Source organism: Rhodoferax sp. WC2427 (assembly GCF_040822085.1).
GTDB lineage: Bacteria > Pseudomonadota > Gammaproteobacteria > Burkholderiales > Burkholderiaceae_C > Rhodoferax_B.
Map to the genome: position 1 here is coordinate 1,840,561 of NZ_CP162006.1, position 21,279 is coordinate 1,861,839.

At 62.7% G+C, this 21,279-nt stretch carries 23 protein-coding genes and 1 tRNA gene; 19 read left to right on the forward strand and 5 right to left on the reverse strand.

Annotated elements, in window-relative coordinates:
• Window positions 1–93: 93 nt before the first annotated feature.
• The 9 genes from thrS to AB3G31_RS08730 all read left to right on the forward strand — a co-directional run bounded on the left by thrS (window position 94) and on the right by AB3G31_RS08730 (window position 8,143).
• Window positions 94–2,001, forward strand: coding sequence for a threonine--tRNA ligase (thrS, locus tag AB3G31_RS08690; RefSeq protein WP_367849791.1), 1,908 nt, complete (start codon window positions 94–96; stop codon window positions 1,999–2,001).
• A 155-nt stretch (window positions 2,002–2,156) separates the two neighbouring features.
• Window positions 2,157–2,693 carry a translation initiation factor IF-3 gene (gene infC / locus AB3G31_RS08695; protein WP_367849792.1) on the forward strand — a complete coding sequence of 179 codons (537 nt, stop codon included), beginning with the start codon at window positions 2,157–2,159 and terminating at the stop codon, window positions 2,691–2,693.
• Window positions 2,694–2,887: 194 nt separating this feature from the next.
• Entirely contained in the window at window positions 2,888–3,091 is a 204-nt protein-coding gene (gene rpmI / locus AB3G31_RS08700) for a 50S ribosomal protein L35 (RefSeq protein ID WP_295956885.1), read from the forward strand.
• 26 nt (window positions 3,092–3,117) lie between these two features.
• A complete protein-coding gene (gene rplT, locus AB3G31_RS08705; protein WP_295956883.1) occupies window positions 3,118–3,477 on the forward strand; it encodes a 50S ribosomal protein L20 in 360 nt (119 codons plus the stop codon).
• A gap of 103 nt (window positions 3,478–3,580) precedes the next feature.
• Window positions 3,581–4,633 (forward strand): phenylalanine--tRNA ligase subunit alpha, encoded by a 1,053-nt coding sequence (pheS, locus tag AB3G31_RS08710; RefSeq protein WP_367849793.1) that lies wholly within the window; start codon window positions 3,581–3,583, stop codon window positions 4,631–4,633.
• 29 nt (window positions 4,634–4,662) lie between these two features.
• Window positions 4,663–7,104: a phenylalanine--tRNA ligase subunit beta gene (gene pheT / locus AB3G31_RS08715; protein ID WP_367849794.1), complete on the forward strand. Its 2,442-nt coding sequence runs from the start codon at window positions 4,663–4,665 to the stop codon at window positions 7,102–7,104.
• A 41-nt stretch (window positions 7,105–7,145) separates the two neighbouring features.
• Entirely contained in the window at window positions 7,146–7,457 is a 312-nt protein-coding gene (locus AB3G31_RS08720; RefSeq protein ID WP_295956877.1) for an integration host factor subunit alpha, read from the forward strand.
• A 139-nt stretch (window positions 7,458–7,596) separates the two neighbouring features.
• Window positions 7,597–8,040, forward strand: a complete 444-nt coding sequence (locus AB3G31_RS08725) for a MerR family transcriptional regulator (protein ID WP_367849795.1) — start codon at window positions 7,597–7,599, stop codon at window positions 8,038–8,040.
• A 26-nt stretch (window positions 8,041–8,066) separates the two neighbouring features.
• A tRNA-Pro gene (locus tag AB3G31_RS08730) sits at window positions 8,067–8,143 on the forward strand.
• Between the two features lie 88 nt (window positions 8,144–8,231).
• Here AB3G31_RS08730 and AB3G31_RS08735 read toward each other — a convergent pair.
• The 3 genes from AB3G31_RS08735 to AB3G31_RS08745 all read right to left on the reverse strand — a co-directional run bounded on the left by AB3G31_RS08735 (window position 8,232) and on the right by AB3G31_RS08745 (window position 10,725).
• On the reverse strand, window positions 8,232–9,122 hold the full coding sequence (locus tag AB3G31_RS08735; RefSeq protein ID WP_367849796.1) for a dienelactone hydrolase family protein: 891 nt from the start codon (window positions 9,120–9,122) through the stop codon (window positions 8,232–8,234).
• A gap of 71 nt (window positions 9,123–9,193) precedes the next feature.
• Window positions 9,194–9,757, reverse strand: coding sequence for a C40 family peptidase (locus tag AB3G31_RS08740; RefSeq protein ID WP_367849797.1), 564 nt, complete (start codon window positions 9,755–9,757; stop codon window positions 9,194–9,196).
• Between the two features lie 254 nt (window positions 9,758–10,011).
• The gene (locus AB3G31_RS08745; RefSeq protein WP_367849798.1) at window positions 10,012–10,725 is read right to left on the reverse strand and encodes an Ivy family c-type lysozyme inhibitor; all 714 of its coding nucleotides are present in this window, start codon (window positions 10,723–10,725) and stop codon (window positions 10,012–10,014) included.
• 514 nt (window positions 10,726–11,239) lie between these two features.
• On the opposite strand from AB3G31_RS08745, the gene AB3G31_RS08750 reads away from it, so the two are divergent.
• The 10 genes from AB3G31_RS08750 to AB3G31_RS08795 all read left to right on the forward strand — a co-directional run bounded on the left by AB3G31_RS08750 (window position 11,240) and on the right by AB3G31_RS08795 (window position 19,120).
• Window positions 11,240–12,259 carry a sulfate ABC transporter substrate-binding protein gene (locus AB3G31_RS08750; RefSeq protein ID WP_367849799.1) on the forward strand — a complete coding sequence of 340 codons (1,020 nt, stop codon included), beginning with the start codon at window positions 11,240–11,242 and terminating at the stop codon, window positions 12,257–12,259.
• 10 nt (window positions 12,260–12,269) lie between these two features.
• Window positions 12,270–12,851, forward strand: a complete 582-nt coding sequence (gene ssuE, locus AB3G31_RS08755; RefSeq protein WP_367849800.1) for an NADPH-dependent FMN reductase — start codon at window positions 12,270–12,272, stop codon at window positions 12,849–12,851.
• Window positions 12,852–12,937: 86 nt separating this feature from the next.
• Window positions 12,938–13,888, forward strand: a complete 951-nt coding sequence (locus tag AB3G31_RS08760; RefSeq protein ID WP_367849801.1) for a sulfonate ABC transporter substrate-binding protein — start codon at window positions 12,938–12,940, stop codon at window positions 13,886–13,888.
• A gap of 10 nt (window positions 13,889–13,898) precedes the next feature.
• Window positions 13,899–14,900 (forward strand): sulfonate ABC transporter substrate-binding protein, encoded by a 1,002-nt coding sequence (locus AB3G31_RS08765; protein ID WP_367849802.1) that lies wholly within the window; start codon window positions 13,899–13,901, stop codon window positions 14,898–14,900.
• Between the two features lie 16 nt (window positions 14,901–14,916).
• A complete protein-coding gene (ssuD, locus tag AB3G31_RS08770) occupies window positions 14,917–16,080 on the forward strand; it encodes an FMNH2-dependent alkanesulfonate monooxygenase (protein ID WP_367849803.1) in 1,164 nt (387 codons plus the stop codon).
• A gap of 12 nt (window positions 16,081–16,092) precedes the next feature.
• A complete protein-coding gene (locus AB3G31_RS08775) occupies window positions 16,093–16,473 on the forward strand; it encodes a VOC family protein (RefSeq protein ID WP_367849804.1) in 381 nt (126 codons plus the stop codon).
• Window positions 16,470–17,351, forward strand: coding sequence for an aliphatic sulfonate ABC transporter permease SsuC (gene ssuC, locus AB3G31_RS08780; RefSeq protein ID WP_367849805.1), 882 nt, complete (start codon window positions 16,470–16,472; stop codon window positions 17,349–17,351). The genes AB3G31_RS08775 and ssuC overlap by 4 nt, the downstream gene beginning before the upstream one ends.
• A 9-nt stretch (window positions 17,352–17,360) precedes the next feature.
• Window positions 17,361–18,170 carry an ATP-binding cassette domain-containing protein gene (locus AB3G31_RS08785; RefSeq protein ID WP_367849806.1) on the forward strand — a complete coding sequence of 270 codons (810 nt, stop codon included), beginning with the start codon at window positions 17,361–17,363 and terminating at the stop codon, window positions 18,168–18,170.
• Window positions 18,171–18,273: 103 nt separating this feature from the next.
• Complete coding sequence (locus tag AB3G31_RS08790) at window positions 18,274–18,870, forward strand: malonic semialdehyde reductase (RefSeq protein WP_367849807.1); 597 nt, start codon at window positions 18,274–18,276, stop codon at window positions 18,868–18,870.
• A 34-nt stretch (window positions 18,871–18,904) separates the two neighbouring features.
• Window positions 18,905–19,120 carry a molybdopterin-binding protein gene (locus AB3G31_RS08795; RefSeq protein WP_315185761.1) on the forward strand — a complete coding sequence of 72 codons (216 nt, stop codon included), beginning with the start codon at window positions 18,905–18,907 and terminating at the stop codon, window positions 19,118–19,120.
• Window positions 19,121–19,169: 49 nt separating this feature from the next.
• Here AB3G31_RS08795 and AB3G31_RS08800 read toward each other — a convergent pair whose 3' ends face one another.
• Both AB3G31_RS08800 and AB3G31_RS08805 read right to left on the reverse strand, forming a co-directional pair.
• Window positions 19,170–20,108 (reverse strand): ABC transporter substrate-binding protein, encoded by a 939-nt coding sequence (locus AB3G31_RS08800; RefSeq protein ID WP_367849808.1) that lies wholly within the window; start codon window positions 20,106–20,108, stop codon window positions 19,170–19,172.
• 16 nt (window positions 20,109–20,124) lie between these two features.
• Window positions 20,125–21,279 (reverse strand): acyl-CoA dehydrogenase family protein, encoded by a 1,155-nt coding sequence (locus AB3G31_RS08805; protein WP_367849809.1) that lies wholly within the window; start codon window positions 21,277–21,279, stop codon window positions 20,125–20,127.

Genomic DNA, 21,279 nt, shown 5'->3' on the forward strand with positions numbered 1-21,279 from the left:
AACTCCAGGGCTCACAAGCTAGCGCGGCTTAACGTTTTCGTTCAACGTGAACGTGATGTGCCGCGCTTTTCGCTTTACCTTTTTCAGAAATCCATGATCCACATCACGCTCCCCGATGGCTCCGTCCGCGAATTCCCTGGTCCTGTCACGGTTGCCGAAGTAGCCGCTTCCATCGGCACCGGCCTGGCCAAGGCCGCGCTGGCCGGCAAGGTGAACGGCACGGTGGTGGACACCAGCTACCAGATCACGCAAGACAGCCCGCTGGCCATCATCACCGCCAAGGATGCCGACGGCCTGGACGTGATCCGCCATTCCACCGCCCACTTGCTGGCCTACGCTGTCAAGGACCTGTTCCCCGACGCGCAGGTCACCATCGGCCCGGTGATCGAAAACGGTTTCTTCTACGACTTTTCGTACAAGCGCCCATTCACGCCCGACGATCTGGTGGCGATCGAAAAGAAGATGGTTGCCCTGGCCGCCAAGGACGAGCCCGTCACCCGCCGCGTGCTGCCACGCGACGAGGCCGTGGCGTACTTCAAAAGCCTGGGTGAGCACTACAAGGCCGAAATCATCGCCAGCATCCCGGCCGACCAGGATGTGTCGCTGTACCGCGAGGGCGCTTTCGAAGACCTGTGCCGTGGCCCCCACGTGCCCAGCACCGGCAAGCTCAAGTTCTTCAAGCTGATGAAGCTGGCCGGTGCCTACTGGCGCGGCGACCACAACAATGAAATGCTGCAGCGCGTCTACGGCACGGCCTGGGCCAGCAAAGACGACCTGCAAAACTACCTGACGCAGCTCGAAGAAGCCGAAAAGCGCGACCACCGCAAGCTGGGCCGCGAGCTGGACCTGTTCCACATCGACGACCACGCCCCCGGCCTGGTGTTCTGGCACCCCAAGGGCTGGACCGTCTGGCAGGGCGTGGAGCAGTACATGCGCCGTGTGTACCAGGACAACGGCTACCAGGAAGTCAAGGGCCCGCAGGTCATCGACAAGGCCCTGTGGGAAAAAACCGGCCACTGGGACAAGTACCGCGAAAACATGTTCACCACCGAGTCGGAAAAGCGCGAATACGCGCTCAAGCCGATGAACTGCCCCGGCCACATCCTGATCTTCAAGCAGGGTATCAAGAGCTACCGCGACCTGCCATTGCGTTACGGCGAATTCGGCCAGTGCCACCGTAACGAGCCTTCGGGCGGCCTGCACGGCATCATGCGCGTACGCGGCTTCACGCAGGACGATGGACACATCTTCTGCACCGAAGACCAGATCCTGCAGGAGTGCGTGAACTACACCGCGCTGCTGCAAAAGGTCTATGCCGACTTCGGCTTTCACAACATCATCTACAAGGTGGCCACGCGCCCCGAAAAGCGCATCGGCTCGGACGAGAGCTGGGACAAGGCCGAGCACGCGCTGATGGAGTGCCTGCGCGCCTCCGGCGTCGAGTTTGAGGTGTCCCCCGGCGACGGTGCCTTCTACGGCCCCAAGATCGAATACACCCTGAAAGACGCGATCGGCCGCCAGTGGCAGTGCGGCACCATGCAGGTCGATTTCTTCATGACCGAGCGCCTGGATGCCGAGTACGTGGGCGAAGACGGCGGCCGGCACCGCCCGGTGATGCTGCACCGCGCCATTGTTGGTAGCCTGGAGCGTTTCATCGGCATTTTGATCGAGCAACATGCGGGCGCACTGCCCACCTGGCTGGCTCCGGCACAGGTCTCCATCCTTAATATTTCCGAGTCGCAAGACGATTACTGTCGTGAAATTGCCAAAACGCTGCAGGATCAAGGGCTTAGGGTTCAGCTGGATTTACGCAACGAAAAAATTACGCGTAAAATACGCGAGCATTCGATGCAAAAGCTTCCCTACATCCTGGTCGTAGGCGACAAGGAAAAAGAAGCTGGGTCCGTCGCAGTGCGCGCCCGGGGCAATATTGACCTCGGTGTGATGTCGCTACAGGACTTCCAGTCCAAAATTGCCAGCGACATCGCTCTAAAACTGTAGTTTTTAAATAAACCTAGGCTTTAGTGCTCGTGCTGTCTGCGGTAGTTGCTATTGTTACTATAGCATTCTGATTTTTAAGGATTTGAGCCATCGCTACTGAATTTCGTGACCGCCGTCACCGCGAAGAACGCAAACACCGTCTGAACCGTGAAATCATGGCACCGGAGGTTCGTCTTTCCGGCCCAGAAAATGAGCCCTTAGGCATCGTCAGCCTGATGGAAGCTTTGCGTTTGGCCGGTGAATACGACGTGGACCTGGTTGAAATTGTTGCCACGGCGAACCCGCCGGTCTGTCGCTTGATGGACTACGGCAAGTTCAAGTACCAGGAACAAAAGAAAGCGGCCGACGCGAAGTCCAAGCAGACGGTGATCGAGATCAAGGAAATCAAATTCCGTCCCGGTACCGACGATGGCGACTACAACATCAAGATGCGCAATATCAAGCGTTTCCTGGCCGACGGCGACAAGTGCAAGATCACTTTGCGTTTTCGGGGGCGAGAAATCACCCACCAGGAAATCGGCATGGCCTTGCTGCAACGCATCCGCAACGACTTGCAAGACCTGATCATCGTGGAGCAGTTTCCCAAGTTGGAAGGCCGCCAGATGATCATGATGATCGCACCCGGCAAGAAAAAGCCAGCGTCCAGCAAGCCCGCAGCAGAAGTCGCACCGGCGCCTGTTTCGGCATCGTAAGAATTTCAACCCGCAGGCCTTGGCTTGCGGGTTGTAAATGCAGAGAAACGCAAGTTTCTCTGCCTGAAGCGGAGGGTGAAAGCCCACCGCTCAGAAGTGGAGAGTGAAAACTCACCACCAAGAAGTGGCTCGGGGCCAACAAGTCTGGGATCGGTTCCCAGCGCCTCACGAGCACAATGAACAGGAGCATTGAAATGCCCAAAATGAAGACCAAGAGCGCGGCGAAAAAACGCTTTCGCGTTCGTCCAGGTGGTACCGTTAAACGCGGCCACGCCTTCAAACGTCACATCTTGACCAAGAAGACCACCAAAAATAAACGCCAGTTGCGCGGTACTACTGCAGTGCATGAGACCAATATGGGTCACATGGCGCAGATGCTGCCCGGCCGTGGTATTTAATTTAACGACGAACAAGGAGTAAATACATGCCTCGCGTCAAACGTGGTGTAACGGCTCGCGCCCGCCACAAAAAAGTTCTCGCCCTTGCAAAAGGTTTCCGCGGTCGCCGCGGTAATGTTTACCGCGTCGCAAAAGAAGCGGTAATGAAGGCTGGGCAATATGCCTACCGTGACCGTCGGACCCGCAAGCGAGTGTTCCGTCAGCTGTGGATTGCCCGTATCAACGCCGCTGCGCGTGAATGCGGTCTGACCTACAGCCAGTTCGCCAATGGCCTGAAGAAGGCAGCCATCGAGATCGACCGCAAAGTGCTGTCCGATATCGCTGTGCACGACAAGGCGGCTTTTGCCAGCATCGTGGAGCAAGTCAAGGCCCGTCTGGCTGCTTGATTCCCCACGCTAGACTGCTATTCTTTGAGTAGCGTTCTGTGCAAGTAAACCAAGGGCTAGAGCTTGAAAAAGCGCTAGCCCTTTGTCATTTCCAAGAGACCTTATGAACGAGTTGGACGCGATTGTCAGTGCAGCACACAGCAGTTTCCAGGGGGCCAGCACGCCCGCCGATCTGGAGAATGCCAAAGCCCAGTTTTTGGGTAAATCCGGCCGCATCACCGAGTTGATGAAGGGCATGGGGGCTTTGACCGTAGAAGAAAAAAAATCACGCGGTGCCGCCATCAACCTGGCCAAACAAGCCATTGAAGCCGCCTTGACCGCGCGCCGCAAAGCCCTGGCCGATGCCGAACTGGAGCAACAGCTCAAGGCCGAAGCCCTCGACGTGACTTTGCCAGGCCGCCAGCGCGGGCAGGGCGGTTTGCACCCTGTGTCTTTGACGCTGGAGCGTATCGAGGCCATCTTCGGCTCCATGGGTTTTGAAGTCGCCCAGGGCCCCGAGATCGAGTCCGACTGGTTCAACTTCACCGCACTGAATACGCCCGAGGACCATCCCGCGCGTTCCATGCACGACACGTTCTACGTTGAAGGCGGCACGGCCACCGCGCCCAACCTGCTGCGTACCCACACCAGCCCGATGCAGATCCGCCATGCGGTCACGCACGTCAAGAAACACCGTGCCGCCATCGATGCGGGCCAGGTGATGCCGGAGATCCGCGTGATCGCACCCGGCCGCACCTACCGTGTTGACAGCGATGCCACGCATTCCCCGATGTTCCACCAATGCGAAGGCCTGTGGATCGGCGAAAACGTCAGCTTCAAAGACCTGAAAGTGGTTTTCACCGATTTTTGCCGTACCTTCTTTGAGTCGGACGACCTGGTGCTGCGTTTTCGCCCCAGCTTCTTCCCGTTCACCGAGCCCAGCGCCGAGATTGACATCCAGTTCCAGAGCGGTCCGCTGTCGGGCCGTTGGCTGGAAGTGGCAGGCTCCGGCCAGGTGCATCCGAACGTGGTGCGCAACATGGGCCTCGACCCCGAAAAATACATCGGCTTTGCCTTCGGCATGGGCCCGGACCGCCTGACCATGCTGCGCTACGGCGTGAACGACCTGCGACTGTTTTTTGATGGCGACATCCGTTTCCTCAGCCAGTTTCAATAATTCTTCAGCCGTACTAGATAGACCAAACCATGCAATTTCCTGAATCCTGGTTGCGCGCTTTCTGCAACCCCGACCTGACCACCGAGCAACTGGCTGAGACCTTGACCATGGCCGGGCTGGAAGTCGAAGAACTCAAACCCGTGGCTCCGCCGTTCACCGGCATCGTGGTGGGCGAAATCAAGACCGCCGAACAGCATCCCAATGCCGACCGCTTGCGCGTCTGCACCGTGGATGTCGGCCAGCCCGAGCTGCTCAACATCGTCTGCGGCGCCCCAAATGCCCGCGTCGGCATCCGCATACCGTGTGCGCTGGTGGGCGCTGAGTTGCCCCCGGGTGAAGACGGCAAACCCTTCCTGATCAAGGTCGGCAAGCTGCGTGGCGTGGAAAGCCAGGGCATGCTGTGTTCGGCCCGCGAACTCAAGCTGTCTGAAGACCACGGTGGCTTGTTGGAGCTGGCCGCTGATGCTCCCCTGGGCCAGAGCATCCGTGAGCATCTGGCGCTGGACGACACCCTGTTCACCCTCAAGCTCACACCGAACCTGGCTCACTGTCTGAGTGTTTACGGTGTAGCCCGCGAAGTGGCCGCTCTGACCGGCGCGCCCTTGCTGCAGCCCAGCTTCCCTGCTGTGGCGGTCACAATCGATGACCGCGTGCCGGTCAAGATCAGCGCCCCCGAACTGTGTGGCCGTTTCTCGGGCCGCGTGGTGCGCAACGTCAATCCCCAAGCCGCCACGCCGCAGTGGATGGTGGACCGCCTGGCCCGGTGTGGCCAACGCAGCGTGACGGCACTGGTCGATATTTCCAACTACGTGATGTTCGAGCTGGGCCGCCCGTCGCATATCTTCGACCTGGACAAAATCCACGGTGGACTTGATGTGCGTTGGGGCCAACCCGGCGAGCAGCTCAAGCTGCTCAATGGCACCACCGTTATGGTCGATGAAAAAGTCGGCGTGATTGCCGACGACCACCAGGTCGAATCGCTGGCCGGCATCATGGGCGGCGATGCCACAGCGGTGTCGGACGACACGGTCAACATCTATGCCGAAGCCGCCTTCTGGTGGCCCAAATCGATTGCGGGCCGTTCGCGCCGCTACAACTTCTCTACCGACGCAGGCCACCGTTTTGAGCGCGGCGTGGACGCCAGCCACACCGTGGAACACCTGGAGCGCATCACCCAGCTAATCCTGGACATCTGCGGTGGCGAGGCCGGTCCCATGGACGACACCCAGGTCAACGTGCCGCAAGCTGTGCCTGTTACTTTGCGCGTGGCGCGTGCCGTCAAAGTCATCGGCATGCCGCTGACCCAGGCGCAGTGCGCTGATGCCCTGACCCGCCTCGGCCTGCCGGTGGTGGAGGGCGCTGGCGTGCTGACGGTTACTCCGCCGTCCTACCGTTTCGACCTGACCATAGAAGAGGATCTGATCGAGGAAGTGGTGCGGATGGTGGGTTACAACCAGCTGCCCACCACGCCACCGCTGGCCCCCATCACCGCCAAGATCCGCCCGGAAGCGCAGCGCAGTCCGTTTGCAGTGCGCCGCGCGTTGGCCGGTCTGGGCTACCAGGAAACCATCAACTTCAGCTTTGTCGAAGAGCGCTGGGAAAAGGAACTGGCGGGCAACCCCAACCCCATCCAGCTGCTGAATCCGATTGCAAGCCAGATGAGTGTCATGCGCTCGTCGCTTATGGGTTCTCTGCTACAGGTTTTGAAGTTCAACCTGGACCGCAAGGCCAACCGGGTGCGGGTGTTTGAGCTGGGCCGCGTTTTTCTGCGCGATGCCAATGCCGTCAATTCCGACACCACTGTCGCAGGTTTCCACCAGCCCATGCGGGTGGCCGGCATCAGCTTCGGTGCGGCCGACCGCCTGCAATGGGGCCGCGGCGAACAGGCTGCCGACTTCTTCGACATGAAGGGCGATGTCGAAGCGCTGCTGGCACCGCTGGCTGTCCAATTTGAGGCGGCGGAGCATCCTGCCCTGCATCCTGGCCGCTGCGCCCGGGTGCTGGTGGCGGGGCAAGCCGTTGGTTTCATCGGTGAATTGCATCCGCAGTGGCGTCAGGCCTATGACCTGGCACAGGCCCCCATGCTGTTCGAACTGGAATTGGATGCAGTGCTGCAACGACCTGTGCCGGTGTTTGCACCGGTGGCCAAGTTCCAGGCCGTCGAGCGCGACATTGCCGTCATCGTGGCCGAAGCGGTGGGCCATGGCGCGCTGTTGGCGGCTGCCCAGGCTGCGGCTACGAACGGCTTGCTGCGCGACACCGTGGTGTTTGACATCTACCGACCCAAGTCGGTCCCCAAAGGTGCAGAGCCGGTGTCCACTGGCGGCTTGGCGCAGGGTGAAAAGAGCGTGGCCTTGCGCTTGACGCTCAATAGCCCGGACGCCACGCTGACTGAGCCACAGATCGAATCTGCGGTGCAGGCGGTATTGGCCCAGCTGGGCACCCAGTGTGGTGCGCGTTTGCGCGCTTGAGCACAGCGGTTTTGGCCCTACACGACAACCTGGAGAAAGCCGTGGAAATTGCGGTTGAAAGTCTGGAAACCCCAGCCCTGACCAAGGCCCAACTGGCCGATTTGCTGTTTGAGCAGATCGGCCTGAACAAGCGCGAGTCCAAAGACATGGTGGATGCTTTTTTTGACCTGGTCAGTACCAGCCTGGTCGAGGGCACGGATGTCAAGATTTCCGGTTTTGGGAACTTCCAAATCCGCATCAAGGCGCCCCGTCCGGGCCGCAACCCGCGCACCGGCGAGGCCATCCCCATCGATGCGCGCCGGGTCGTGACCTTCCACGCCAGCCACAAGCTCAAAGAGCAGATCCAGGGCTGACAGACTTTTCACAGCACCTATGCTGGTGTGATATTTATCACGCTGACAGCCAAGGGCTGTGAAGTAATTTTCCGTCCATGTGTTACTTCGGGTAACCTATCCGGTTGCTCTCGTATTCCACAGGACCCTATTGATTTTTATGGGAAATTCCCTCCCGTCCATTCCCGCCAAACGCTACTTCACGATCGGCGAAGTCGCGGACCTCTGCGGCGTAAAGCCGCACGTACTGCGTTATTGGGAGCAAGAATTCACCCAGTTGCGGCCCATGAAACGGCGCGGCAACCGGCGCTACTACCAGCACCATGAGGTGCTGATGATTCGCCGCATCCGCGACCTGCTGTACGACCAGGGTTTCACCATTAGCGGTGCGCGTAACAAGTTGCAGGAATTGGTGCAGGGCGACAAACTGCGCGTGGAAGAAATGGCCTCGCCCGACATGGAGGCCGCCGATACCGGGGATACGTCGTTTGAGCGCCTGGAGGATGTGGTCACACTGGACTACGACGAGGTCACCACCCAGCATCTTTTGTCGGTACGACAAGAATTATTCGAAATTCGAGACCTGTTGTCAGAAGTGCTCTAAACGCAGGCTATAATTCGAGGCTTGATCGGTGTGTGGCGCAGCCTGGTAGCGCACTTGCATGGGGTGCAAGGGGTCGAAGGTTCGAATCCTTTCACACCGACCATTTAATACCAAAAAACCCTCTAAGAACTTGTGTCTTAGAGGGTTTTTTCATGGGCGCAACAAAATGCCCCTCTGGGCATTTTCAATGTTTAGCCACGCAGGTTCTGGTTAAAGAATGCCAGGGTGCGCTCCCAGGCCAGCTTGGCGGCTGCCGCATCGTAGCGGGGCGTGGTGTCGTTATTGAAGCCGTGCTGGGTACCAGGGTACTGGTAGGCGGTGTAACGCACGGCAGCGGCTTTCAGGGCGGCTTCGTACGCCGGCCAGGAGGCGTTGATGCGCTCGTCCACGGCGGCGAAGTGCAGCAGCAGCGGGGCCTTGACCTGGCTGGCGGCACTGGCAGCGGGCTGGTTGCCGTAGAAGGGCACGGCGGCACCCAGGTCGGGCAGGCGTGTCGAGAGCATGTGGGCCACACCACCGCCGTAGCAGAACCCCACCACGCCGATTTTGCCCACGACTTCCGGGCGGGCTTTGAGGAAGTTGGCCGCGGCGACAAAGTCTTCGGCGGTCTTGGTCTGGTCGAGCTGGGCAAACAGGGCCACGGCTTTTTGCTCGTCGCCGGGATAGCCGCCCAGCGGAGTCAGTGCATCAGGCGCGAACGCGACGAAGTTGTCCAGCGCCAGGCGGCGGGCGATGTCTTCGATATGGGGGTTCAGGCCGCGGTTTTCGTGCACCACCAAAATGGCGGGCAGGGGGCCGGTGGCGTTGGCGGGGCGGGCCATGTAGCCCTTGACCGTGCCATAGCCGTTGGGAGACGGAAAAGACAGCGTCTCGGTCACGATGCGGGGATCGGTGGGCGTGACCTGCTGGCCCAACGCAAAATTGGGGCTGAGCGCTCCGAGCAGCATGGTGGCGGTTACGCCGCCGACCGCAAATTTTTGGGCCTTTTCCAGGAAGCCTCGCCGGTCCAGTGTGCCGTGTACGTAGGCATCGAACAGGATCAGCAGTTCTTGGTCGAAATCTTGGGCGGTTTTGCGCTGCATGCAGAGTCTCCAAAAAGTGGGAGCTTATCGGCTTGGCCGATTTCCGCAAAGACCGTCGAAAACCGCGGGGCTTACTTGGCCGGATTGGCTTCGGCTTCGGCGCTGGGGGTGACGCGGCGGGCACCATCGAAGCGGCGTTGCCAGTAGGCGGCGCGCATATCTTCTACGCGGACCTCGGAGCCGCTGCGGGGGGCGTGGATAAATTTGCCATCGCCCACATAAATGCCTACATGGCTGAAGGCTTTGCGCATGGTGTTGAAAAACACCAAATCGCCGGGGCGCAGATCGTTTTTGTCGATGCGGTCGGTGGCGGCGGCTTGTTCGTTGGCGCGGCGGGGCAAGACCAGGCCGATGGTCTGTTCGTACATGGCGCGGACAAAGCCACTGCAGTCAAAGCCGGTGTCGGCCGAGGTGCCACCAAATTTGTAGGGTACGCCCAGGAAGCCCATGGCGTTGACCACCAGGTCCGAAGCCCGGGTGCTGACGGTTTGCCGCACCTGTTCAAGCTGGTCGATGGTGTGGGTCAGCAGGCCGCGATCGGCCAGCAACTTGTCCATGTCTTCCTGGATGGTGGGGGAGGGTGCTGCGTGTACAGACGCGCATACAAGAGATAAAACAGCGAGCCATTTATGCATCGGGCGAAGGTTAGAGGCTCTAGCGGGATTAGTCAAGTCTGAAGGGCTGCGTAAGCTGTTGATTCATAATGAACTTTACCATACGCTTTGTAAATCTCAGGATACAAGACGGCTTATGGCGGCTGGGCCTGCGGGTGCAGCGACAGTGCCCAAGGGTTTACGCGGTGAAATCAGGGCTTCTATGCCGTAGATGCAGTCTGCGCTTGTCCAATGAGCATAAGCAGCTATTATTTATGTAGCAATACGCTTGTTGGCTATTGGGGTTGCCATTGGCTGGTCCAGAGCGCGTCCAGGGCATCGGCGATGTCGGACGGCGGCTCGCCCAGGTAGTCGCTGCGGCCCTGCTGGTAGATCTTGCCGAACAGGCGGTCGCGGTCTTCGGCGTAGAGCAGCGCGGCGTTGAAGCCGGTGCATTCATGGGGTTTGCACACCAACAGTAGCAGGTAGTCCACGCCCGCCACCCGAACACGCCGTGCTGGCGGGCGGGGGCCGTTGAATTTGGCCAGCCAAGGCTCGCGTGCCAAGGGCCCCAAAACCCGCAGGTAGTTGGCCTTGAATGTCGGATTGAGCAGGATTTTCTCGGCATCGCTCATCGGCTCGTTTTGGGTGGTGTGGGCTGAGGCGCTGGGTGCGGGGGCTTCATCGCAGCGACGGTAGGTGGCGTTGAGCATCGATTTGCCCAGGGGCGCTTGCAGTGCTGCATCGGCACGCAGGTGGATGCTGGTGCCGGTTTTGTCTTCAAACACCACAAAGTCCAAAGTCGAGCCTGACCGCACCTTGCTGGCCAAGGTCAGTTTGAAAAAAGGTGGTGGGGAAGCGGCAAGGTACGAGAAATCCGTCTGCACTTTGCGCCCCACAATGCGTTTATCGCCTTGCTCGACCACCAGCGCGTCACGCAACACCCGCAATCGGGGCGCATCGGCGCTGTTGCATTGGGTGGCGTAGGTGCCGCCGTATTTTCGCACCACATCGGGTTTGAAATGTTCTTGTGCCCACGTGGTGCGGGCCCCCAGAAAAAGAAAAAGACAACTTGTCGCAGCCACCCAGGTTTGTGGGCTGCGACGGAAGAAAAACTGCATTCAATACGCCTTTGGATCATTGGCTGGCGATCTTCACGTGGAGGCTCGCCACGGAAAATATGGCGTCGGTGGCACCACGCTCTCAGAAGCTGCTTACGATTTATTCCAAGCCCCAACACATCGTAAACAGACTCTCGGACACTGGCACTTTGTTCGCCGGAGGTGGAGCGCCCCGGCACCGACATGTAAACGAATGTAGCCGCAGCCTGCGCAAGTACAAGCAGGCACGGCGTACTGCATGCCAATTAAGTCCGGTCTGCCGCGCATTTTTAAACCCCTATGCCCGGAAATTTTTGCGCTTGAGACGTTTTAGTAATAAACAACTGAGAATTCATTCGTTCCAGTTTTGACGGTGTGCTTCCAGAATCCAACCCATCGCACAACTTTGGAATCTTGAATCTCTATGCTGACCCGCCGCCAACTGTCCCAGACCCTGATCGCCCTTGCCGTTTCGGTCGCTGGTTTTGCCCATGCCCAGGCCCCCGCGCCTGTCTCCTTGCTCAACGTGTCGTATGACCCGACCCGCGAGTTCTACAAAGATTTCAACGCGGCCTTCGCCAAGGACTGGCTGGCCAAAAACAAGCAAGAGGTCACCATCAAGCAGTCGCACGGCGGGTCGGGCAAGCAGGCGCGCTCGGTGATCGACGGGCTGGAGGCCGATGTGGTCACCCTGGCCCTGGCCTACGACGTGGATGCGCTGAACGAGTACGGAAAGCTGATCCCTGCCGACTGGCAAAAACGCCTGCCGCAAAACGCCTCGCCCTACACCAGCACCATCGTGTTCCTGGTGCGCAAGGGCAACCCCAAGAAGATTGCCGACTGGTCGGACCTGGTGCGTCCCGGTGTTGGCATCGTCACGCCCAACCCCAAGACCTCGGGCGGCGCACGCTGGAATTACCTCGCCGCCTGGGGCTACGCCGTCAAGAAGAACGGTGCCGACGAAGCCCATGCCCGTGACTTTGTGAAGGCCCTCTACAGCAACGCCGTGACGCTCGATTCCGGTGCCCGCGGTGCCACCACCAGCTTCACCGAACGCGGCCAGGGCGACGTGCTCATCGCGTGGGAAAACGAAGCCTACCTGGCGCTGCAAGAGTTCGGCAAGGACAAGTTCGAGATCGTCACCCCCAGCCTGTCCATCCTGGCCGAGCCGCCGGTGAGCGTGGTCGACAAGGTGGTGGACAAGCGCGGCACCCGCAAGGTGGCCGAGGCCTACCTGCAGTACCTGTACAGTCCGGTGGGCCAGGACCTGGCAGGCAAGAACTTCTACCGCCCCCGCGACAAGGCTGCCGCCGCCAAGTACGCCAAGCAGTTCGGCCATGTGAACCTGTTCACCATCGACGAACTCTTCGGCGGCTGGACCAAGGCGCAGAAAACCCACTTCGCCGACGGCGGCGTGTTCGACCAGATCTACGGCAAAAAGTAAGGAGCCCGGCATGTCCATTCTTCTGATTGCCGGTAGCCCGTCCGAACGCTCGCGCTCCGCGGCCTTGCTCGATGCGGTGCAGCTGCACCTGGAATTGCGCGGCGCGCAGGTGGAGCGGGTGCTGATCCGCGACCTGTCGCCCCAGGCCCTGGTGCTGGCCGATGTGGCCCACCCCAGCATTGCGCAGGCAGTGGCCAAGGTGGCGCGGGCCCAGGCCATTGTGGTGGCCACGCCGATCTACAAGGCCGCCTACAGCGGTGTGCTGAAGCTGTTTCTGGACCTGCTGCCGCAGACGGCCTTCAAGGGCAAGACCGTGCTGCCCATGGCCACCGGCGGCAGCCCGAACCACATGCTGGCGCTGGACTACGCCCTGCGCCCGGTGCTGCAGTCGCTGGGGGCCGACCACATCCTGTCGGGCGTGTTTGCCACCGACGGGCAAGTGGTCTTGTTGCCACCCGACGGCCACCAGCTCGACGACGACCTGGCGCAGCGCCTGCAGCGTGCAGCGGGCCTGCTGCCAGTGTCCAAGGACTGGGGCAAGCACGCCGCCAACGCGCCCATCCATTTCTCGCGCGTGCGCTGTAGCGTCTAGACGCTCCCCGGTTCTCCCCACTTTTTTGATACGGCTGCAGCGCGGCAGGGCGAAGCCTTGCCTGCGCACTCCCCAAGGACCTTGATATGACGAACCTACCCTCGATTTCCCGCCGCTCGCTGCTCGCCGTCGGCGCGCTGGCCGCACCGGCTTTCAGCGCCTTCGCCCAGGCTCCACGCGTGCTGCGCATCGGCAACCAAAAGGGTGTGCTGAGCTTCTTGAAAGCCCGCGGCACGCTGGAAAAGCGCCTGGCCCCGCTGGGCGTCAGCGTGACCTGGACCGAGTTCAACGCCGGGCCGGTGCAGCTCGAAGCGCTCAACGTCGGCGCCATCGACTTCGGCGACGTGGGCGAAGCCCCGCCCATCTTCGCCCAGGCCGCCGGTGCGCCGCTGGTCTACGCGGCAGCCACCGTGCCGCGCCCCAGCAGCGAAGCGGTGATCGTGCCCAAGGGCTCGGCCATCCAGAAGGTCAGCGACCTCAAAGGCAAGAAGGTGGCCTACAACAAGGGCTCCAACGTGCAGTTCTTTCTGGCCAAGCTGCTGGAGAAAAATGGCCTGGCCTACAGCGACGTGCAGTCGGTCTTCCTGCCACCCGCCGATGCCCGTGCCGCCTTTGCGCAGGGCGCGGTGGACGCCTGGGTCATCTGGGACCCGTTCCTGGCCTCGGCCCAAAAGACCCTGGACGCCCGCGTGCTGGCCGATGCCACTGGCGTGGTTAACAACCGCGGCTACTACTTCACCTCGCGCAGCTACGCCGACAAGAACGCCGACATCCTGCGCATCGCCGTGGAAGAGGTGGGCGCGATCGAAAAATGGGCCGGTAGCCAGCGCGCCGAGGCGGCCACCGAATACGCTACCGTGCTGGGCCTGGACCGCGCCGTGGTCGAGGTGTCGGTGAACCGCACCGCCTATGGCACCGTGCCCATCACCAAAGCCATCTTGGCCGAGCAGCAAGTGATTGCCGACACCTTCTGGGAGCTGAAGCTGCTGCCCCGCAAGATCAGCATCCTGGAAGCCGCCCAGGCAGGCCTGGCCTGAGGAGACCGGCATGGACCACCCCAACGACCGACGCAACCTGCTGCGCGTGCTGGCGGCGAGTGCCGCAAGTTTTGGCATTTTTAGCCCTCTAGCGCTTATTCCATCGGCGCAAGCAGCTACAAAAAACGCAGCAGATGTGCCATTGCAGCCTTTGCAGCAATTACGGATCGGCTACCAGAAATCCGCCGTCAACCTGGTCATCGCCAAGCAGCTGGGCTGGCTGGAGAAGCGCTTTCCCGGCACCAAGGTGAGCTGGCTGGAATTCCCCGCCGGGCCGCAACTGCTGGAAGCCTTGTCCGTTGGCAGCCTGGAATTCGGGCTGACCGGCGACGCGCCCCCGGTGTTTGCCCAGGCCGCAGGCAAGGACCTGGTTTACGTAGGCGCCGAGCCACCCAAACCCGACAGCTCGGCCATCCTGACGCAAGCCGATTCCCCGCTGCGCACCCTGGCCGACCTCAAGGGCCGCAAGGTGGCACTGCAGAAGGGGTCGAGCGCCCACTTTCTGCTGGTGCGCGCGGTGGAAGAGGCCGGTTTGCAGTGGAGCGACATCCAGCCCATCTACCTCACCCCCGCCGATGCGCGGGCCGCGTTCGAGCGCAAGAGTGTGGACGCCTGGGCCATCTGGGACCCGTTCTACGCCGCCACCGAGCTGGCCGTGCAGCCCCGTGTGCTGGCCAATGGCCGCGGCCTGTCAAACAACAACTCGTTTTACCTGGCCTCGCGCGAATTTGCCAGCCAGCACCCGCAGGCGATTGCCGTGCTGTTTGAAGAACTCACCCGCGCCGACCGCCTGGCGCAGGACGACCGCAAGCAGGCCATCCAGTTGATCGCCGACTTCAGCGGCCTGGACGCGGGCGTGGTCAGCCTTTTTTTGACGCGCCGCCCACGCTCACCCGTGGCCCCGCTGGCGGCTTCCACCGTGGCCGACCAGCAGCGCGCGGCGCAGGCATTTTTCAAGATCGGGCTGATCCCCAAACCCCTCAACGTGGCCGACGCCCTGTTGAAGCTTTAACTTTTTTGAGGTTTCCATGCAAGTTTTCTGGTTCATCCCCACCCACGGCGACAGCCGCTACCTCGGCACCGCCCAGGGCGCGCGCGAAATCAACTACGACTACCTGAAGCAGGTGGCACAGGCCGCCGACAGCCTGGGCTATGAAGGCGTGCTGCTGCCCACCGGTCGCTCGTGCGAAGACCCCTGGGTGGTGGCGGCTAGCCTGCTGCCCGTGACCCAGCGCCTGAAGTTCCTGGTGGCCGTGCGCCCCGGCCTGCACCAGCCCAGCCTGGCCGCGCGCATGGCCGCCACCTTTGACCGCCTGTCTGGCGGGCGGCTGATGATCAACCTGGTGACCGGTGGCGACCAGTCCGAGCTCGAAGGCGACGGCGTGTACCTGGACCACGCCCAGCGCTACCAGCAGTCGGCCGAGTTCATCCGCATCTGGCGCGAGATTTTGGCCCGCAGCCACAGCGGCGAGCCGTTTACCTTCGAAGGCGAGCACCTCAGCGTCACCGGGGCCAAGCTGCTGTACCCGCCGGTGCAAAGGCCGTATCCGCCGGTGTACTTCGGCGGCTCGTCCGACGCGGCGCACGACCTGGCGGCCGAGCAGGTCGACACCTACCTGACCTGGGGCGAACCACCCGCTGAAGTCGCCAAGAAAGTAGCCGACGTGCGCGCCCGCGCCGCCAAGCATGGCCGCACCGTCAAGTTTGGCATCCGCCTGCACGTCATCGTCCGCGAAACCGATGCCGAGGCCTGGGCCGCCGCCGACAGCCTGATCAGCAAGTTGGACGACGACACCGTCATCCGCGCCCAGGCCGCATTCGCCAAGATGGATTCCGCAGGCCAGCGCCGCATGGCCGCCTTGCACGCGGGTGGCACCAAACGCTCCCGCGCCGACCTGGAGATCAGCCCCAACCTCTGGGCCGGTGTGGGCCTGGTGCGCGGTGGCGCGGGCACGGCCCTGGTGGGCGACCCGCAGACGGTGGCCGCCCGCATGCAGGAGTACGCCGACATCGGGCTGGACACCTTTGTGCTGTCCGGCTACCCGCACCTGGAAGAGGCCTACCGCTTTGCCGAGCTGGTGTTCCCGCTGCTGCCGCGCAAGTTGCAAGACCAGCTGGGCACCCAGCGCGCCAAGGGGGGATTTGGCGAAATCGTCGCCAACGACTACCTGCCGCGTGTATCCCAGAGCTAAAGGAAAAAGTCCATGAACATCCACTCCATCCACCACGCCCAGCTGCCGTTCCGCGCGGGCGACGAGGCGCAGATCCGGCGCTTCTACAACCAGCTGATCGGCCTGACCGAGTTCCATTCCAGCGGGCCCGCCGGGACACCGCTGCGCTTTGTGGCCGGGCACCAGCGCATCGACCTGGTGCCTACCGACAACTGGCAGCCCAACGCCATTCCCTCGCACCTGGCGTTCGAGGTGCAAGGCCTGCCCACGCTGCGCAACCGCCTGCTGTCGGCCCAGGTGCCGCTGGAAGAAAGCCGCCCGCTGGTGGGCTACCTGCGCTTCTATGTCAAAGACCCGGCGGGCAACCAGCTGGAGTTTCTGGAACCCGACGCATCGCAGGCGAGCACGGTATGAGCGGCCCCCTGACCTACGAGCGTGAGCTGCAAACCACGCCGTTCCCCACCACGGTGGCCGAAGCTCCCGACACGCCAGAAAACCCCTTTCCGTTCCAGGCGTTTGCCGCCAGCGTGGGCCAGGGCCTGCTGCCCTGGTTGCTGCCCATCGTGCTGGTGGTGGCCTGGCAGATCGCCAGCAGCACCGGCTGGCTGGCCACCCGCATCCTGCCCGCGCCGCTGGACGTGTTCAAGGCCGCCTGGACCCTGGCCGCTTCGGGCGAATTGGCCAAGCATGTAAGCGTGAGCGCCTGGCGCGCGCTGACCGGCTTAGCGATTGGCGGCGGGTTGGGGCTGGTGCTGGGCCTGCTGACCGGCTCGGTGAAGTTCTTCGAGACCCTGCTCGACTCCAGCCTGCAGATGGTGCGCAACATCCCGGCGCTGTCGCTGATTCCGCTGGTGATTCTGTGGTTTGGCATTGACGAGACGGCCAAGCTGTTTTTGATCTCGGTGTCGGTGTTCTTTCCGATCTACCTCAACACCTTCCATGGCATCCGCAACGTGGACCCGGCGCTGATCGAAATGGGGCGCAGCTACGGCCTGACGCGCTGGCAGCTGTACCGCGACATCATCTTGCCGGGCGCACTGTCCAGCATCCTGGTGGGCCTGCGCTTCTCGCTGGGGCTGATGTGGGTGATTCTGATCGTGGCCGAAACCATCTCGGCCCAGGCCGGCATCGGCTACCTGACCATGAACGCCCGCGAGTTTTTGCAGACCGACATCGTGCTGGTCGGCATCCTGCTCTACGCCTTGCTGGGCAAGCTGGCCGACGTGTTTGCACGTGGTTTAGAACGCTATTTTTTACGTTGGCACCCCGGCTACCAAGCCACAACGCATTGAAGGAAAACCATGTCTGATTCCCCAACTACCGGCGGCGTACGCCTGCAGCTGCAATCTTTGAGCAAACGCTACGGCGAGCGCACGGTGCTGCACAACACCCAGCTCACCATCGAACCCGGCCAGTTCGTCGCCATCGTCGGGCGCAGCGGCTGCGGCAAAAGCACCTTGCTGCGGCTGGTGGCCGGGCTGGAGGCGGCCAGCGGAGGCAGCCTGCAGCTGGATGCACAGGCGATTGACGGCATCCGCGAAGACACCCGCATCATGTTCCAGGACGCCCGCCTGCTGCCCTGGCGCAAGGTGATCGACAACGTGTTGATCGGCCTGCCCAAGTCGCAGCGTGAGCAGGGCAAGAAAGTGCTGGCCCAGGTGGGCCTGGCCGACCGGCAAAAAGACTGGCCCGCCAAGCTCTCGGGCGGCCAGCGCCAGCGTGTGGCCCTGGCCCGCGCCCTGGTGCACAACCCGCGCCTGCTGCTGCTGGACGAACCCCTGGGCGCGCTGGATGCGCTGACCCGCATCGAGATGCACCGCCTGATCGAAGGGCTGTGGGAAAAGCACCGCTTCACCGCGCTGCTGGTCACCCACGACGTGCAAGAGGCCGTGGCCCTGGCGGACAGGGTGATCCTGATTGAAGACGGCCGCATCGCCCTCGATGAAAACATCGCCCTGGCCCGCCCGCGCTGGCACGGCGACGCCGAGTTCGCCCGCATCGAAAAACGCATCCTCGACCGCGTGCTACAGAAACCAGAGCGGTCTACGCCCACCGATAGAGCACGGGGTGGCGATTTGACGCCTCTCTTTGGCCTGCGCTGGGCGGTGTGATGGCACAGGCCCAAAGCCGTTTCACTTATTTATATAAAAAGTGCGCTTCATGCTTATTCAATGGGCGTGAGCAGCTCTTTATTCAATAGCAAACCCTGTTTTTATGACCACACTCCAAGCTTTGCCCGATCTGTCGCTGGACCAGCTGTTCCGCAAGGCCCGCACCGTCCACGCCTTCCAGGCCGTGCCGGTGACGGATGCCACCATCCGCCAGCTGTACGAACTGCTGAAGTGGGGCCCCACGGCCTTCAATGCCCAGCCCGCACGCTACGTGTTTGTGCGCAGCGCCGAGGCCAAGGCCCGGCTGTTGCCCGCGGTGTCGTCGGGCAACCGGGCGCAGACGGCGGCGGCTGGGGTCACCGTGATCGTGGCGCAAGACACCCAGTTTTACGAGCACCTGCCCAGCCAGTTCCCGGCCTACAACGCCAAGCCCCTGTTTGAAGGCCATGCCCAGGCCGCCGAATCCACCGCCTTCCGCAATGCCAGCCTGCAGGGTGCCTACCTGATCCTGGCGGCGCGGGCCCTGGGCCTGGATGTGGGTGCGCAGTCGGGCTTCGATGCCGCCGCCGTGAACCAGGCTTTCATTCCCGACGGCCGCTGGCAAGCCAATTTTCTGGTCAACCTGGGCGTGGCCGACCACCAGGCCACCCACCCGCGCGGACCGCGCCTCGCGTTTGACGAAGTCGCCCACATCGTTTGATTTTTTCGATTTTTCAACCCTCAGGAGTATTCCCATGACCATCCAAGCCATCAACGTCCGCAACCAATTCCGCGGCAAGATCAAAGAAATCATCCGCGGCGACGTGGTCTCTGAAATCGATGTCGAAACCCCCTGGGGCATCGTCACCTCGGTTATCACCACCCGTTCGGTCAACGACCTGGAACTGAAGGTCGGCAGCGAAGTGGTGGCGCTGGTGAAGTCCACCGAAGTGTCTATCGCCAAGCTGTAAGCGATTTTTGGACGGCTAAAAAAAACGCCCCTTGGGGCGTTTTTTGCGTTCAGGCGCTGATCGGAAACCCCGTGTCAAACGTCTCCCGCACATCCAGCCGCTGCTTGAGCAGCCCCGCCTCCAGGTAGAAGTCGGCCGTGCGCTGCTGGTCGGCCAGCACGGGCGCGTCGATGGGCTGCCAGCGGGTTTGGCGGCGCTCGAACTGCAGGCGGGCGGCGTCGGCGGGGATGCCGATGATGCGGGCCAGGCTGGCGCTGAATTCGGCCGGGTGCTGGTTGGCCCAGGTCTGGGCGCGCACCAGGCGCTGGTGGATGTCTTTGAGCGCGGCGCGCTTGTCGCGCAAGGCGTTGTCGGTGGCAGCGAGGAAACTCAGGCCGGTGGACAGGCCGCGCCCGTTCACCAGCACGCGCGCGTGGCCGCCGGTTTCGGCCAGCGCGGTGTACGGCTCCCAGGTGGCCCAGGCATCGACCGAGCCCTGGGTCAGGGCCAGTTTGGCATCGGGCGGGGCCAGAAAGCGCAGGTGGATGTCGTCGGGCTTCAAGCCCACCGAAGCCAGCGCTTTGAGGGTGACGAAATGGCCGATGGAGCCGCGGTTGGTGGCCACGCTTTTGCCTTTGAGGCTGCTGGCATCTTTGAGCGGCGAGTTGGGTGCCACCAGCACCGCGGTACCGTAAGCGTCCGAGCGATTGGCTGCAAAGGCCTTGACGCGGCTGCCTGCGGCCAGGGTGAACAGCAGGGGCGCGTCGCCAATGGGGCCGAAGTCCACCGCGTCGGCGTTCAGTGCCTCGGCCAGCGGGGCCGCCGCCGGGAACTCGGTCCACTGGATGTCGTAGGGCAGGGTTTTGAGCTCGCCCGCGGCGTCCAGCAGGGCGCGCAGGCCGCCTTTTTGGTCGCCTGCGCGCAGCACCACCTTGGTTTGGCTGTGGCCCAGCACGGGAGACAGGAAGGCCGCGGCCGACAGGAATTGTTGGAAGGTACGTCTTTGCATAGTGTGGTGGGTGTGGTTAAGAAATCAGGATGTGGCGGCCCGCAGCCATGCGGGCGCTGTCGTCTTGCGGGGTGTGGATGCGCCCGCACAGCACGTCGCGCAGGTGGCGCTGCAGCGGGTGGTGGCGCGACAGGCCGTGGTTGCCCGCCAGCGACAGCGCGGCTTCCACCGCCTGCACGGCGTTGTTCGTCAGCAGGGATTTGAGGAGGCCGCTGTCGGTGGTGGACACCGGCACGCCGGTATCCACGTCGCGGGCCAGGCCTGCGAGCAGGCGCTCGTTGGCCAGCAGCAGGGCCTGGATGCCGCCCACGGTTTCCTGGGCGCGGGGCAGGGTGGCCAGCGCGGCGCCCAGGTTGGCGGGTTTGCGCTGGCGCAGGAAGTCCACCGTCCAGTCGCGGGCGGCGCGGGCCACGCCGGTGTACAGCGCGCCCAGCAGCACCGCCATGTCGGTCTGCAAACCGGCATCCACGCCGCCCCATGCCTGGGGTTCGCGCAGGTCGATGGCGTTGTCCAGATCGACCAGCACGTCGTCAAACACCACGTCGTGGCTGCCGCTGGCGCGCAGGCCCAGGTGGTCCCAGGTCTCCACGATGCGGGTGCCGGACAGACCGGCGGGCACCAGCAGCGTGCCCACGCGCGGCGTGGCCTCGTCGGTGCGCAGCCATACCGCGTACCAGCGCAGGATGGGTGCGCCGGTGGAATACAGCTTGTGGCCCGATACACGCCAGCCGTCGGGGGTCCAGCGGGCGGTGGTGCTGGGCAGGCCGCCGCGGGCAGGCGAACCCAGCTCGGGCTCGACCCGCAGGGCGTTGACCAGTGACACGCTGGCCACTGACTCGCGCACCAGCCGCTCGGCCAGGTGCTGCGGCCAGGTGCGACCGGCCGGGCCGGTCTGGGCCATGCTGCGGTGCTGGATGTACTGCATCACCAGCACCAGGGCAGTGGCCGGGCAGCCGTAGCCTACCGCACCAATCACTTCGCCCAGCTGCGCCAGCGTGGCCCCCTGGCCACCCAGGGGACGCGGTGCGGCCAGGGCCAGCAGGCCGGCCTGTTGCAGCGCGGCAAAGTTGTCGAACGGAAAGCTGGCATCGCGGTCATGGGCATCGGCGCGGGCCGCAAACTCCACCGCCAGGGTACGGGCCAACTGGCCGGGGTTGAGCGAGGCATTCAT